Source organism: Enterobacter adelaidei (assembly GCF_041937165.1).
GTDB classification, from domain to species: domain Bacteria; phylum Pseudomonadota; class Gammaproteobacteria; order Enterobacterales; family Enterobacteriaceae; genus Enterobacter; species Enterobacter adelaidei.
On the sequence record NZ_CP154353.1, the window covers coordinates 4,167,702 to 4,182,927 of the forward strand.

The window sequence follows — 15,226 nt, forward strand, 5'->3', positions numbered from 1 at the left end:
CCATTTTTTTATGCATCGTCAGATCAGGCAGTGCCGCCCACCGTCAAATTGTCGACTTTCAGCGTCGGCTGGCCTACGCCAACCGGCAGGCTCTGCCCCTCTTTACCGCAGACGCCCACGCCGTTATCCAGCTTCAGATCGTTACCGACCATGGAAATCTGTTGCATGGCTTCAATACCGGAGCCAATCAGCGTCGCACCTTTCACCGCTTTGGTCACTTTACCCTTCTCAATCAAGTACGCTTCTGAGGTAGAGAAGACAAATTTACCGGAGGTGATGTCCACCTGACCGCCGCCAAAGTTTGGCGCGAAGATGCCGTAATCGACGGATTCGATAATCTCCTGCGGTGTAGATTTGCCCGGCAGCATATAGGTGTTAGTCATACGCGGCATCGGCAGATGTGCATAGGACTCACGACGGCCGTTACCCGTTGGCGCTACGCCCATCAGGCGCGCGTTGAGTTTGTCCTGCATGTAGCCTTTCAGCACACCGTTTTCGATCAGCACATTGTATTGGCCAGGCGTACCTTCATCGTCGATAGCCACCGAGCCACGGCGATCGCGCATGGTTCCATCATCCACCACGGTGCAAAGCTCAGACGAGACAAGCTGCCCCATCTGGCCGCTGAATACGGATGTACCACGACGGTTAAAGTCACCTTCCAGACCGTGGCCCACCGCTTCGTGCAGCAGAACACCCGGCCAGCCAGCACCCAGAACGACCGGGAATGTCCCCGCCGGCGCCGCGACGGCATTTAGATTCACCAGCGCCATGCGCACGGCTTCTTTTGCCCACGCGTCAGCGCGTGCTTCACCGTCAACATCGCCCAGGAACCAGTCATAGCCGAAACGGCCGCCACCGCCGCTTGAGCCGCGCTCGCGTTTGCCGTCGTCATCGACCTGCACGCTGATGGAGAGACGGACCAGTGGACGAACATCCGCGGCCAGAGTACCGTCCGTTGCCGCAACAAGAATCAGCTCATAGACGCCGCTCAGGCTGGCAGAGACTTCCTGCACACGCTTGTCGGCAGCACGCGCCACTTTGTCCACGCGGCGCAGGATATCCAGCTTCTCTTCGCGGCTCATGCTCTGCAGCGGATCGATGCTGGTGTAGAGCGCAGAGTGCTGCACTTCACCCAGCGTTTTCACACGACCATCGCCTGTATCCCGCACAATGGTACGCGCAGCCTGAGCACTCTGCTCAAGGGCGGTCAGGCTAATCTGATCGGCATAGGCAAAACCGGTTTTCTCGCCGCTAACGGCACGGACACCGACGCCCTGGTCGATGTTATAAGAGCCGTCTTTGATGATGCTGTCTTCTAAAACCCAGGATTCGTGATAGCTCGACTGGAAATAGAGATCGCCGTAGTCGAGACGGCGTTCGGTCAGTTGACCAAGAATGGAGAACAGGTCCTGATGGCTCAGGCCGTTCGCTGCGAGCAAATGTTCACTTACCAGGTTCAGACTCATCGTATTGCTACTCGTTCGTTGCCGCCTGTGGCGGTATAAAGATCGTATTTATTGAGAGTGAGGCAATTACCTGCCCACGTCAAATCATTGCTGTGCTTCTTTGCGCGGCTGGCGCAGCACTTCATTAATCTGCGGTTTATCTACCGGGCCGGTAATGTGGTAGCGCAGAATGGAAACCTTGCTCCAAAGCGGACCCAGCACTTTACTGGCGGCAAACACCGCCGCACCGACTATCGGGTTCACCACAAAGGCCGCAGCCACGCCAACGCTCGCGGAAATTTCCGGTGCCACCACGGCTTCCATATCCAGCTCTCGACGCACGAGGTTGACCGAGCCTTTCATCGCGATATCCGCTTCCAGGCCGTCCACCAGCGTGTCGTCCGTATGCAGAACGCCATCCTTGATCCACGCCGTGCTGCGAATGGAATCGTAGTAGAAACCTTCGCTGAATGTGTCACTGAAATCGAAGCGCAGCTTGCGCAGCAGCGCATCAAAACTCAACAGGCGCAGGATCTGCCCGGCGCGCCCCGTGCTCACGTCGGCGATTTCACCTTTACCGAAGCGGGTTTTCAGAATGCCATTGAGCGAGGCTTCATCCGGCGTCCACGGCGCGGCACGCCAGTGAAGATCGTAATCAACATCAAATGACGAACCGCGAAGCGGCGTGGTAATGCCAAAGAAATTGGCCGCGGCATCCAGCTTGTTGCCTTTAATGTCACCCTTCAGGGAGGTACGCTGCTCGCCCGGGTTATTCACCCATTCGCCTGCGGCCGTCATGCGTCCAAAACCGGTATCGACCAGGCCACCGGTGAGCGTGAGCGTATTTCCCTGAATAGCGAAATCACCGTCGATACGGCCATATTTTTGCCCCCACAGCCAGCATTCAGCACAGCGCAACTGGAGATCGGGCCAGCCGTTAAAATCGACGCGAGCGGTTTTACTCAGCGGTGACGTCTCTGCCGGTTTATCTTTCCCGATCGTGGTGCTTGCCGGGTTGTAGTAGAGATAGCGGATCGCCGCCTGCCACGGCGCATGATTGCGCATGGTCAGTGCGCCATTGATCTCTCTGCCCTGAGCCTCGACTTTCGTGCCGTTAGGCGTTGGCTGAGAGACAATACTCAGGTTGTTCCACTGCTGTCCCCCCAGCATTAGTGACGGCGTGCGTACGGTAATGGTCTGCGGGAACTGAGCGGTTTCATCAACGTTTTGTCCAACACCTTTCTGGAACAGCGCCAGCCACTCAGCACCGTCCAAAGGCGGGAGATTCAGCTCAATGCCAGTCTGCTCCGGCAGCGGCGGTGTCGAACGGCTATCAGTTGTCCAGATGGCTTTGTCGAGAGTGAGTTTGCGGTTGAGCAGCCAGCGGCTGTTGAAGTGGTTTGTCCCGCCCGCGCTTCCGGTCAGCTCGAAGCTGTTCAGGTTACCATCGACGTTAAGCTTTACTGGCAGCGGCAGTCCGGCCTGCTTATCCAGCGGTGCAGGTAGCTGGCTATGAAGGTTTTTCAGGTCACCCGTAATGTCGACCTTATAATGTGCGCCAGCGTGATAAGGCAGTTCGATTGCCACGTTCCCCTTCCAGGATGCCGAGCCATCCACTGACCCTTCAATCGGTTTCGGCAGGACATCCATACGCGCTGGCTGCCAGTTACCGTCGAGATTGACAGCCACCTGATACGCCTTTTCACCCTCGGTGGTCGTAAAGTCGATATTTACGGGCTGATTAAACCAGCTGGCAGTGAGCGGCTCGCTCTTCAGGTTACCGTTCACAAAGCTGAACTGCCCACTGAGATTTTTCAGCGTACTTTCAAGAGGTTTGATATACAGGCTGTTATTCTTCAGACGGACGTCGCCTTTGGCAGTGGTCATCTCACCGTCCAGCGGGATATCGAGATGTAAGCTAGCATTCACATCGCCATCAAGCTGCAGTTGCTGAAGCGTCGCCGCCAGCGACTCTTTCAACGGCGTCTCCTCAAAATACGGTCCTACCGCTTTCCCTGGACCGTTGATATCCGCATCAATGAGCAGTTTCTCTTTTGAATAATCCGGGATGTTTGCCGTCAGATTGCTGGCCGTCACACCGCCCAGCGCGACGCTGTCTGACTTCATCCATAATCCGTCATTGAGGAAGTTAAGTTCGATATCCAGGTTTTTCAGCGCGGGCCAGCCCGGCTGGAACGCAAAGGTGGCATTGTGCAACGGCACCAGTACCTGGAACTGACCTTCATTATGTTTGTACGGGAAAAGATGTGGGTTACCGCCATAGACCAGCGTGGCGTTCTCCGCCTGTCCGCCCTGGATCGCGCCGCTCAGATAGTCCACCAGCGCTTTTCCCATCAGGTTTTCCGGGAAATAGCGCCAGGCCTGAGAACCATCGTTGGTACTGATCCCGGCCAGAATCCCCAACCACGGCTCATCACCCTCTGGTTGCAGATAGCGAAAATCACCGCGCGCATGTACGGCTTTGGCTTTTACGTCGATATGGCGGCCATCAAGCTGGAAGCCCTTATCGTTTTTGAGCCAGTTAAGTACCGCACTGCCTTGTTCAATTTCCAGTGGCGCGCGGAAGACCGTCTCGTAAGGCATTTTGGCGTCATGCATATCGACCGTCAGCCTGCCGTTCTCTACGCTACCTTCCAGCTTGCCGCTAAAGTGCTCCGCGCCCGGCAGTAACTTCCACTGCTTCCAGGCAAGATCTTTCCAGGTTGCCTGAAAACGGGTTTTTTCCGTCGCCTGGAGCGGAATATCCAGCGCCAGCGTATCGATCTTTCCGCTCGGCTGTGTGGCCAGCCAGATTTCCCCGAGATCTGAAGAGAGCTTCGTCGCCATTGAGCGCAGGCCTTCTATTGCGGCCAAATCCAGGTTACTGGCGCGAATACGCAACTCATCGCTGCGTTTACTTTCCATACCGCCTACATCCTGCTCAGGCATCCAGGCAAGCGTCAGCGCGCCGCGCGGCCACGGTTTGTTGTCCATGGTGATGCGCGTGTCTGGAATGGCAAACTGCCAGCCCCCTTTCTCCTGCGTCACGTGCGCGGTGAGGTTATCAACGGAAAGCTGATGCTGCTGTTTTTCTCCCTTCCAGCTCGCTCCCCCCTGCTTCAACCAGATATCACCGCTGGCAAATTCGCCTTTCGTCAGAGTCATCCAGCCTTCAAGGCTGAAACGGGCGGTTTCCAGCTGCATATTTTGCTGAAGCCAGTCTCCCAGCCACGGTTTTACATCCACATCGTCGGCCTGAAGCCATACCTTGCCGTTGTTGAGCAAGCCATCGTCGTCTCGCAGATCCATGCGCACCTGCATCACGCCGTGCTGACCGTTCAGACTGGAGAGATTCACCTGCCCCTCGGCGCGGTGTCGATCCTTGCCATTCAACCAGGTCAACTGGGGGATCGCCAGTTCAGCGCGCTGGCCAGAAAGGGTAATAAAGCTCACTTCGCTGTCACGAAGATCGAAATGATCGAACTGACGCAGGAAGAGATCGCTGAAACGGTTGGCTTCAAGACCCTGGCTACTGTCACCACCCGACAGCGGCGTATTGGTCAAAAACTGGAGTTGATAAAAGGTGAGATCGCGAAACTGCCAGCGAAGATGCAGCAGGCTTTGCCAGACGTCCAGCGCCAGGGTCACGCGTTTGATTTTCAGGTAGCCGCCATCTTTCAGGCTGGCGTTGATATCCCGGACATCGAGTGTCGGGCCAAAATTCTGCCAGTTAGCACTGATCTGGCTTACATCCACCGGCACGCCGGTAGTGGATTCGATTTTCGCCAGCAGCTGCGGACGCCAGCTGTCCAGATGCGGTAATACGAGGCGTAGCCCGCTCACGAGCAACGCGACAATCACGACCAGCGTTGCCCCTGTAAGCAATAAAATCCCCGGCAATCGCCTCACGCATCTCTCCTTGTCAGCATTCGTCACGCAGCGTACTGCGCTTACATCATCACGACGTCAAACTGCTCCTGGTTATAGAGCGGTTCAATTTGTACTTTTACCTGTTTGCCGACAAAGATTTCCACTTCCGCCAGCGCGTGCGACTCTTCGCCTTTCAACGCTTCAGCCACCGCAGGGGAAGCATAGACCAGAAAACGATCGGAGTCGTAGGCATGATGAACACGGACGACTTCGCGCATGATTTCGTAGCAGACGGTCTCAACCGTCTTTACCGTTCCGCGTCCATGGCAGGTTGGACATTCATTACACAGTACATGTTCAACGCTTTCACGGGTACGCTTACGCGTCATTTCCACCAGCCCGAGCTGCGAGAAACCGTTGATGCTGGTTTTCACACGATCTTTACTCAGCGCCTGCTCCAGCGAGTGCAGCACGCGGCGGCGATGGTCTTCATTACTCATATCGATAAAGTCGATGATGATAATGCCGCCCAGGTTGCGCAGACGAAGCTGGCGCGCAATCGCCTGCGTCGCTTCGATGTTGGTATTGAAGATAGTGTCATCCAGGTTACGGTGACCAACAAACGCCCCGGTATTGATATCAACGGTGGTCATCGCTTCGGTCTGATCGATGATCAGATACCCACCAGACTTCAGTTCAACCTTGCGCTCAAGCGCACGCTGGATCTCGTTTTCGACATCATAAAGATCGAAGATCGGCTGACGCCCAGTGTAATGCTCCAGCAGGCCAGGCATCTCGGGGATGTATTCAGCGGTAAACTCCAGCAGGGCTTCATAGGTCAGGCGGGAATCCACGCGAATACGGTCGAGCTGTGCATCGGCAAAATCACGCAGAACACGTTGAGCAAGCGCCAGCTCACCATAGAGCTGGTAGCGGGTCTGGTTGCGTTTTTTACGCTCCATCACCTTGGTCCAGACGCGCTTCAGGTAAGCCGCATCAGACGCCAGGTCTTCTTCGCTGATCCCTTCCGCTGCGGTACGGATGATAAACCCACCCTGTTCATCGCAGTAGGCGCTGACCACTTTCTTCAGACGCTCGCGCTCGGTTTCACTCTCAATACGCTGCGAAACGCCCACGTGCGATGCGCCGGGCATAAAGACCAGATAACGGGAAGGTAAAGTGATGTCGGTGGTCAGACGGGCACCTTTGGTGCCGAGGGGATCTTTCACCACCTGTACCATCAGATCCTGACCCTGACGCACCAGTTCAGAAATATCGCGGACGGCAAATTGCTTTTGCTCTTCACCTGCAACGCACTCGGTGTGCGGCATGATATCGGAGGCATGTAAAAATGCCGCCTTATCCAGTCCAATATCTACAAAAGCCGCCTGCATACCCGGTAGTACACGACTGACACGACCTTTGTAGATATTGCCTACTATTCCGCGTCGCGCTTCGCGCTCAATATGAATTTCCTGAAGAATGCCACCATCAATGTAGGCCACACGGGTTTCCGATGGCGTTACGTTTACCAACAATTCAGCCGTCATAATTATCCCTTCCCTCACGCAGTGAGTTAAAATTGCTCAGCAACTCATACGTTTCCACCAGCGGTAAGCCGACTACGGCGTGATAGCTGCCATTAATCTTCCTGACAAAACAGCCACCCAGCCCCTGAATACCGTATGCACCTGCCTTATCCATCGGTTCACCGCTGGCAATGTAAGCGGTGATCTCGTCGTCGGTAAGTACTCTGAATGTCACATCCGTCACGACCAGGCAATCCAGCACATTCTGGCTGTCTGCCAGTGCGACGGCCGTCATCACCTGATGCGTTTGCCCGGACATTTTGCGCAGCATACGCGCCGCATGATCGGCGTCGCGCGGTTTCTCAAGCACTTCACCGTTAAGAATAACGATGGTATCTGCCCCCAGCACCGGAAGGTCACGTGGCACACTGGCTACGCCAGCCTGCGCTTTCTCGCGCGCAAGGCGAGACACGTACTGTTGAGCACTTTCGCCCTCAGCACGTTTTTCTTCAATGCCGGTCACGATGCGTTCAAAAGATACCCCTAACTGCGTCAGGAGTTCCTGACGGCGCGGGGAGCCAGAAGCGAGATACAAAGACGTCATAGAAACCTTTTATTGCACGGCAAACTGCTGGCGAATCTTACGCATCAGCAGGAATAACCACGGCCAGAGCACACCGTTTACTACACTACTCCAGAACACTTCCGGTCGGAAAGAGACGTTGATCACTAAAAACTCTGCCCAGAAAACAACAATATCCGCAGCAAGCGACAACAACATCACTACCAGGGCCTGTTGCCAGAGCGCGAGGTTACGAAAGAGCTGGAATTTAAGTGCGACGAGGTACGCAATAATGCTCATGGACAACGCGCGCACGCCAAGCGTAGAGCCACTAATGAGATCCAGTATGGCACCCATCACAAAACCTGTTCCGACATTTACGCGATGCGGCAGGGCAAGGATCCAGTAGAGCAAAATGAGTAACACCCAGTTTGGCCGGAAAACAAGAATGTCATCCGGCCAGGGCATAACCTGCAGTAACAGCGCAATGAGAAACGAGAGCCAGATGACCCAGCGTCCCTGGCTACGATAACTTGCCACTACTGCCCTCCCGAAGAGAGTTTAGGCGGTGGTGGCGCATCCGGCAGCGGCTGCGTTAATCCTGTTGCTGGCGCCGGGACTGGCGCAGGCGGCCCCATGGAATCTGCAGGCGGGAGAACCTGCGGCATCATCTGCATCAGACGCTCATTCGCCACACGATGCACCTCTTCAGGCGTCATCGGATTAGCACCATTACGATCGGCGCCCCACAGCAGCAGCAGATAGCGCAGACGCTGTAAACCTGCGGTTGGACGCGCCTGAATCACGGTATAGGCACGCTGAGTATCGAGCTTCACCGAAGAAACCACCGCAACCGGATAGCCTTCAGGGAAACGTCCACCCAGACCGGAGGTCACCAGAACGTCACCGACACGGATATCCGTGTTCGCTGGCAGGTGTTCCAGTTGCAGATCGTCCGTACAACCGTTACCGGCGGCGATCACGCGAATGTCATTACGCAGGACCTGAATCGGCAGCGCATGGGTAGCATCGCAAATAAGCAGAACGCGGCTGGTCAGTTTGGCCACGGCAACAACCTGGCCCACAACGCCTTTATCACTGATGACTGGCTGACCTTCATACACACCGTTCACGCTACCTTTGTCGATCACAACCTGATCGCTGTAAGGATCGTTTACGGTGGAGATCACCTGCGTCACCATCTTCTGCTCATCCTGACGCAGCGGCGAGCCGAGCAGTTCACGCAGACGCGCGTTTTCCTGCTTGTATTGCCCCAGCATCAGCAGCTCGCTGTTTTTCAGCAGCAGTTCCTGGCGTAGCGCCCGGTTTTCGAGTTCGAGTTGGTCACGCGAAGACAGCGTTTGAGAAACGGAGTCGAGTAGTTCGCGGGGACCATTTGATACAAAGTAGAAAGGACTGACGGCGGTATCCATGTACGTTCTGATCTGACTGAACGTACCGAGGCGGCTATCGGCAATAATGACCCCAAGCGCCACCAGAACCGCCAGAATGAGGCGAAACTGTAGCGATGGGCCACGGCTAAAAATTGGCTTCATAGGCTATGCGTATTCTCGCGTCAGAGAGAAAGGGTAGCGATGCGCTACCCTTTCACAATGACTACTCTTCGCTGAACAAGTCGCCGCCGTGCATGTCGATCATTTCCAGCGCCTTGCCACCACCACGGGCGACGCAAGTCAGTGGATCTTCTGCAACTACGACAGGAATACCTGTCTCTTCCATTAACAGGCGGTCGAGGTTACGCAGCAGCGCACCACCACCGGTCAGAACCATACCGCGCTCGGAGATATCGGACGCCAGTTCTGGCGGGCACTGTTCCAGCGCAACCATTACCGCGCTTACGATGCCGGTCAGCGGTTCCTGCAGTGCTTCCAGAATTTCGTTGGAGTTCAGGGTGAAGCCACGTGGAACACCTTCAGCCAGGTTACGGCCGCGAACTTCAATCTCACGCACTTCATCGCCCGGATACGCAGAGCCGATTTCGTGTTTGATACGCTCTGCAGTGGCTTCACCGATCAGAGAGCCGTAGTTACGGCGCACATAATTAATGATGGCTTCATCGAAGCGGTCACCACCGATACGTACAGAAGAGGAGTAGACCACACCGTTCAGAGAGATAACGGCAACTTCAGTGGTACCACCACCGATATCCACCACCATTGAACCGGTTGCTTCAGACACAGGCAGACCTGCACCAATTGCCGCAGCCATTGGCTCTTCAATCAGGAACACTTCACGAGCACCTGCACCCTGGGCAGATTCACGGATTGCGCGACGCTCAACCTGGGTTGCGCCAACCGGCACACACACCAGAACACGCGGGCTTGGGCGCATGAAGCTGTTGCTGTGAACCTGCTTGATGAAGTGCTGAAGCATTTTTTCAGTCACGAAGAAGTCAGCGATAACGCCGTCTTTCATTGGGCGAATGGCGGCGATGTTGCCAGGGGTACGACCCAGCATCTGCTTCGCGTCATGACCCACTGCAGCGACGCTTTTCGGCGAGCCTGCACGATCCTGACGAATGGCCACAACAGAAGGCTCATTCAATACGATGCCTTGTCCTTTTACATAAATAAGGGTATTCGCGGTACCCAGGTCAATGGACAGGTCATTGGAAAACATGCCACGAAATTTTTTCAACATACTAAGGGATAATCCTGAAAGCTGGGGCGGAAAACAAAATCCGCTTACTTTACCAACCACACGCAGCAGCGACAAGGCGCAAAAATCATCTGCAACGGTGAAAATTTGTGCAGTACGTTTCCTGATGTTACAAAATTGATCCCTGATTCCCTCAGGACTGAGTCAACAGCAGCGTCCCTCACTGACATTTGTAACCCGTTAAAGGTCGTTCACTGGCTTTTTGCTCGACATACTCAAAGCTACAGGCGCGATATTCTACGTGAAAACAGCGTAAACGGCAGGTCAAACAGAGTATCTTTGCAAATATTTTTTCACGTTGGTGTCAAGCGGCTGAGAGGCGGCAAAAAAATCCCCCTGACCACCGGTAACACCGCGCTCTGTTAACATCTGCCATTCGCCTCTGGAGCGCACACCTGTGGCAAATACTTGCGTTCGCGTTCCCTTGCACGCTTCAACCAGACTCTGTACCAGCAGCTGGTTTTCCGTGCGCTTCTCAATATTCCTCACCAACCCCGGATGTAGCTTTAATAACTCCACATCCAGCTCTTTGATCCAGTTAGTACTGACCAGCGTTAACCCGGCATGCGTAACGGCTACACGCGAGCCGAGCGCATTGATCAAACGTACCACCGGGCGCAACCGGCTGATGTGTTGACCTACATCCGCCTCAGCAAGTTCAAAAATAATATGTTTGCGTTGCGATTTTTCGCATTGCATTAATGTATCACGCAGCCAGCGCTGAAAACGTGGGCGTATTAACGACTCTACGGTGACCTGTAATGCCAGGGTTTCTTCAGGCCAGAAGGATAAAAAAGGAATCAAGCGGCTAATTTGCTGCCGGTCATACTCTTCGGATAGCCCAAATTGCAGTACCATCGGCAGATATTCCGCAGAGATGACTTCTTCTGTGCCGTCAAAAATACGGCACATCAATTCACGATGATGAACATGACCGTTTTTCATGACTGCAGGTTTTTGATAAATACGTGGCCCGCCGCGGCTGAGCATTTGCTCGATCAGCGTTCGCCAACGCACATTGCCACGCCCTTTTTCCGGCAGCGAGTCGTCATAAACCGCCCATCCGTTCGCCCCTTGTAACACGGCGTTGCGGGTCGCCGCTTCCGCGTGTTCCATCACTTGTTCTGTCGATTGCCCGCCGCGCCAGGCACAGATCCCCATATGCACCATATCGTCCCTGTCGAGCATTTTGCTCTGCGGCAGTGCATCCACCGCCTTCAGCAGCTGGCTGGCGATGCTTTCCGACTCTTTTAACGTGCGATGCGGCAACAATACGGCAAAATCGCTGCGGTGATATCGGGCCAGCAGTGCCCCCGGGTAACGCATAATAAAGGTGGAGAGCAGGTTGATTAGCGTAAAGAGATTTTCTTCCGCAACCCGCTGTCCCCAGGTGTCGCGCAGGAGATCGAAGTCAGGCAGGCGAATCATCATTACCACCCCGTGCGTCCCCACCTTTTCCGGGTCCTCAAGCAACGTGGCCAGTTGGTTGTCAAAGAACAGGCGGTTGTTAAGGCCGGTTTTATTATCCTGGGCGGCATAAGAGCTGATCAGCGTATCCATACGGCTGCGCTGGTCACTGGCGAACTGGATTTCTGAGAGCAGCGTATCCAGCGCGCTACTGGCGCGTGCAGGCCATTCATGGACTGAACCACGCACCTGCGGGCCGCGTTCACCGTTAAGGATCCGCACGGAGCGCACCTCCAGCAGTTCCTGACCGGAGAGCTGGCGGCGCAGCCAGCGGACAGCAAGAAAAATAAGCAGGACGATAAACGCAACAGCAACGGTGAGTGGCGCAGTGGTCATCATGGAGCGGAAATAACTGGCCATCGGATCAAGGTAGACCATGTGCAGGGTCATCCCAGGATTTTTAAGTGAGTGCACAGTCACTTCCCGATACTGGCTCACCACACCTGCCGGCCGATAACTTTCCTGCCGTATATGGCTAAAAACCCGATGCTTTCCCTGCTGAATGTCTATCTGAACAATATCAACAGGTGCCATCAACTCATCCAGTTCACGGGAAAGTGCCGGCAGCGGCGTCGTCAGCAGACGAACATCAATCACCGAAGCAACAGCCTGGACCCGGTTGACCAGCTTGTCCTGAATGGCGTTATAAAAGCTCAGAGAGCAGCCGAGCAGCGTGACAAAAATGGTAAGCCCCGTCAGCAAGGTAATAAAAGCTGAGAACTTCGTCGTTAATCGCATCCTTGAGATTACTCCGTAGGTTGATGGGGTAGCGAGTAAGCGCTAACTTGCATTTCAAATGCGGCATACTATCAAATCGGCTGTAACTGGCAATTTATTGCGTTAAATCGACATTGCTTTTCCCTGAGCGAGTATAGTCTTCAGAAATTATTTTCCAATCATCCGAGTCATGAGGACCCCGTATGCAGGCTTTGATCTTAGAACAGCAGGACGGCAAAACGCTTGCCTCAGTGCAACCCGTTGAAGAGAGTCGCTTACCGGAAGGCGAAGTCACCGTCGACATCGACTGGTCCAGTTTAAATTATAAAGATGCACTGGCTATCACCGGCAAAGGGAAAATCATCCGAAATTTCCCTATGGTACCCGGTATTGATTTTGCTGGCCGGGTTCATACCAGCGAAGATCCGCGTTTCCATACCGGCCAGCAGGTATTGCTCACCGGCTGGGGCGTAGGTGAAAACCACTGGGGTGGTCTGGCAACGCAGGCGCGTGTTAAGGGTGACTGGCTGGTCCCCATGCCGAAGGGGATGGATGGCCGCAAAGCAATGATCATTGGTACAGCAGGCTTTACCGCCATGCTGTGCGTGATGGCGCTGGAAGATGCGGGCATCCGCCCGGAATCAGGTGAAATTGTCGTGACCGGCGCCAGCGGTGGCGTGGGTAGCACAGCAGTCACGCTGCTGCACAAACTGGGTTATCAGGTCGCCGCTGTTTCTGGTCGTGAAAGCACCCACGATTACCTGCGCCAGCTCGGCGCTAACCGCATACTTGGCCGCGACGAGTTTGCCGAAACCCGCCCACTGGAAAAACAGGTCTGGGCAGGGGCGGTGGATACCGTCGGTGACAAAGTGTTGGCGAAAGTGCTGGCGCAGATGAATTATGGCGGTTGCGTGGCAGCTTGCGGTCTGGCAGGAGGATTTGCCCTGCCAACGACGGTGATGCCATTCATTTTGCGTAACGTTCGCCTGCAGGGGATCGATTCCGTGATGACGCCAGCGGCCCGTCGTCATGAAGCCTGGGAACGCCTGGTGCGCGATCTGCCTGAATCCTTCTATACCCAGAGCGCAACGGAAATTAGCCTCAGCCAGGCACCGGAATATGCCAGTAAGATCATGGACAACCAGTTCCACGGTCGCGCGCTGGTGAAAATTGCCTAATCTTCAAATTTTCGTGACATATTCGCGCGAATCCTTCTCCTCCGTCATGCTTAGAAAAACGCATGACGGAGGATGCCATGAAAAATAGAAAACTGACGGAAGCCGACGTAACGTCTGAATCTGTCTTTATGTTACAGCGCCGCCAGATCCTGAAAATGCTCGGTATCAGCGCTACCGCACTGACGCTTTCCCCAACGGCACACGCCGACCTGCTCGACTGGTTTAAAGGCAACGACAGGCCGAAAGCCCCTTCCGGCGCACCACTCACCTTTACCAAACCGGCCCAGTGGCAAAACACGTTGACGCTCACACCGGAAGATAAAGTCACCGGCTATAACAACTTCTACGAATTCGGCCTCGACAAGGCCGATCCTGCCGCCAATGCGGGAAGCCTCAAAACCGATCCGTGGACGTTGAAAATTGAAGGTGAAGTGGCAAAACCCCTGACGCTGGACCATCACGAACTCACCACCCGCTTCCCGCTCGAAGAGCGTATCTACCGCATGCGGTGTGTGGAAGCCTGGTCTATGGTGGTGCCGTGGATCGGCTTCCCGCTGCATAAACTGCTGGCAATGGCGGAGCCCACCAGCAACGCAAAATATGTCGCTTTCCAGACGCGTTATGCTCCTGACGAGATGCCTGGGCAGAAAGACCGGTTTATCGGCGGCGGGCTTGATTATCCTTATGTAGAAGGGTTACGCCTCGACGAAGCGATGCATCCGCTTACCCTGCTGACCGTTGGCGTTTACGGCAAAGCGCTTCCACCGCAAAACGGTGCCCCCATTCGTTTAACCGTACCGTGGAAATATGGTTTCAAAGGGATTAAATCTATTGTCAGCATTAAGCTCACCCGCGAACGTCCGCCAACCACCTGGAATCTGGCCGCCCCGGGCGAATATGGTTTCTTCGCCAATGTGAACCCGCATGTGGATCATCCACGCTGGTCGCAGGCAACCGAGCGTTTTATCGGTTCCGGCGGTGCGCTGGACGTGAAGCGCCAACCGACGCTGCTGTTTAACGGTTATGCGGATGAAGTGGCTTCACTTTACCGTGGTCTCAATTTACGGGAGAACTTCTGAGTGCGTTTAACGGCAAAGCAGATAACCTGGCTGAAAGTGCTGCTCCACTTAGCCGGGTTGCTTCCTTTTATCTGGCTGTTCTGGGCCGTCAGCCAGGGACTCTTTAGTGCCGACCCGGCAAAGGATATCCAGCACTTTACGGGTAGGATGGCTCTGAAATTCTTGCTGGCAACCTTGCTCGTCTCGCCGCTGGCGCGCTACGCTAAACAGCCATTATTGATACGAACTCGTCGGCTTTTGGGGCTATGGTGTTTTGCCTGGGCGACGCTGCATCTCACCAGCTACGCCCTACTGGAACTGGGAATTAACAATCTGACACTGCTTGGCCGTGAACTGGTGACGCGTCCTTATCTGACGCTGGGTATCGTGAGCTGGCTGGTTTTACTGGCGCTAGCACTGACATCCACGCAGTATGCACAGCGAAAACTGGGCAGGCGCTGGCAACTTCTGCACAACTTCGTCTATCTTGTCGCGATCCTCGCACCCATTCATTATCTATGGTCGGTGAAGATCCTCTCGCCCCAGCCAATCCTGTATGCGCTGGCGGCCGTGGCGCTTTTAGCATGGCGTTACAAGAAGTTCCGCCAGTGGTTGCGATAGTTCGCGAAACTGTGCGTTTTCCCGCAGATTACCCGTCAACCGCAAATCTTTTTCGGATAGCGGTTGATAATCTTCCCTGATAAGACCAGTATTTAGC

The 15,226-nt window shown here is 54.8% G+C and carries 11 protein-coding genes; 3 read left to right on the forward strand and 8 right to left on the reverse strand.

Annotation, left to right across the window (positions count from 1 at the left end):
* Positions 1-23 precede the first annotated feature (23 nt).
* The 8 genes from tldD to csrD all read right to left on the reverse strand — a co-directional run bounded on the left by tldD (position 24) and on the right by csrD (position 12,293).
* Entirely contained in the window at positions 24-1,469 is a 1,446-nt protein-coding gene (gene tldD, locus AAHF05_RS20255; protein WP_129324201.1) for a metalloprotease TldD, read from the reverse strand.
* A gap of 84 nt (positions 1,470-1,553) precedes the next feature.
* Complete coding sequence (gene yhdP / locus AAHF05_RS20260) at positions 1,554-5,357, reverse strand: AsmA2 domain-containing protein YhdP (RefSeq protein WP_129324202.1); 3,804 nt, start codon at positions 5,355-5,357, stop codon at positions 1,554-1,556.
* Between the two features lie 41 nt (positions 5,358-5,398).
* Positions 5,399-6,868 (reverse strand): ribonuclease G, encoded by a 1,470-nt coding sequence (rng, locus tag AAHF05_RS20265; RefSeq protein ID WP_049007546.1) that lies wholly within the window; start codon positions 6,866-6,868, stop codon positions 5,399-5,401.
* The gene (locus AAHF05_RS20270; RefSeq protein WP_028016995.1) at positions 6,858-7,451 is read right to left on the reverse strand and encodes a nucleoside triphosphate pyrophosphatase; all 594 of its coding nucleotides are present in this window, start codon (positions 7,449-7,451) and stop codon (positions 6,858-6,860) included. The genes rng and AAHF05_RS20270 overlap by 11 nt, the downstream gene beginning before the upstream one ends.
* A 9-nt stretch (positions 7,452-7,460) precedes the next feature.
* On the reverse strand, positions 7,461-7,949 hold the full coding sequence (gene mreD, locus AAHF05_RS20275; protein ID WP_028016994.1) for a rod shape-determining protein MreD: 489 nt from the start codon (positions 7,947-7,949) through the stop codon (positions 7,461-7,463).
* On the reverse strand, positions 7,949-8,965 hold the full coding sequence (mreC, locus tag AAHF05_RS20280) for a rod shape-determining protein MreC (RefSeq protein WP_023309400.1): 1,017 nt from the start codon (positions 8,963-8,965) through the stop codon (positions 7,949-7,951). Before mreC ends, mreD begins: the two co-directional genes overlap by 1 nt.
* A 61-nt stretch (positions 8,966-9,026) precedes the next feature.
* Positions 9,027-10,070 (reverse strand): rod shape-determining protein MreB, encoded by a 1,044-nt coding sequence (gene mreB / locus AAHF05_RS20285; RefSeq protein WP_000913396.1) that lies wholly within the window; start codon positions 10,068-10,070, stop codon positions 9,027-9,029.
* 282 nt (positions 10,071-10,352) lie between these two features.
* Entirely contained in the window at positions 10,353-12,293 is a 1,941-nt protein-coding gene (gene csrD / locus AAHF05_RS20290; protein ID WP_374936418.1) for an RNase E specificity factor CsrD, read from the reverse strand.
* A gap of 182 nt (positions 12,294-12,475) precedes the next feature.
* Between csrD and AAHF05_RS20295 the strand changes: the two genes are divergently transcribed.
* From AAHF05_RS20295 to msrQ, 3 genes are all read left to right on the forward strand, one after another.
* Positions 12,476-13,450: an MDR family oxidoreductase gene (locus AAHF05_RS20295; protein WP_129324204.1), complete on the forward strand. Its 975-nt coding sequence runs from the start codon at positions 12,476-12,478 to the stop codon at positions 13,448-13,450.
* A 77-nt stretch (positions 13,451-13,527) separates the two neighbouring features.
* On the forward strand, positions 13,528-14,529 hold the full coding sequence (msrP, locus tag AAHF05_RS20300) for a protein-methionine-sulfoxide reductase catalytic subunit MsrP (RefSeq protein ID WP_028016991.1): 1,002 nt from the start codon (positions 13,528-13,530) through the stop codon (positions 14,527-14,529).
* Complete coding sequence (gene msrQ / locus AAHF05_RS20305) at positions 14,530-15,129, forward strand: protein-methionine-sulfoxide reductase heme-binding subunit MsrQ (RefSeq protein ID WP_028016990.1); 600 nt, start codon at positions 14,530-14,532, stop codon at positions 15,127-15,129. It begins immediately after the preceding gene.
* Positions 15,130-15,226: the final 97 nt, after the last annotated feature.

Coding starts and splice junctions, on each gene's coding strand:
- tldD (WP_129324201.1), bottom strand. CDS start 1,469: ATGAGTCTGAACCTGGTAAGTGAACATTTGCTCGCAGCGAACGGCCTG.
- msrP (WP_028016991.1), top strand. CDS start 13,528: ATGAAAAATAGAAAACTGACGGAAGCCGACGTAACGTCTGAATCTGTC.
- AAHF05_RS20295 (WP_129324204.1), top strand. CDS start 12,476: ATGCAGGCTTTGATCTTAGAACAGCAGGACGGCAAAACGCTTGCCTCA.
- rng (WP_049007546.1), bottom strand. CDS start 6,868: ATGACGGCTGAATTGTTGGTAAACGTAACGCCATCGGAAACCCGTGTG.
- mreB (WP_000913396.1), bottom strand. CDS start 10,070: ATGTTGAAAAAATTTCGTGGCATGTTTTCCAATGACCTGTCCATTGAC.
- mreC (WP_023309400.1), bottom strand. CDS start 8,965: ATGAAGCCAATTTTTAGCCGTGGCCCATCGCTACAGTTTCGCCTCATT.
- AAHF05_RS20270 (WP_028016995.1), bottom strand. CDS start 7,451: ATGACGTCTTTGTATCTCGCTTCTGGCTCCCCGCGCCGTCAGGAACTC.
- csrD (WP_374936418.1), bottom strand. CDS start 12,293: ATGCGATTAACGACGAAGTTCTCAGCTTTTATTACCTTGCTGACGGGG.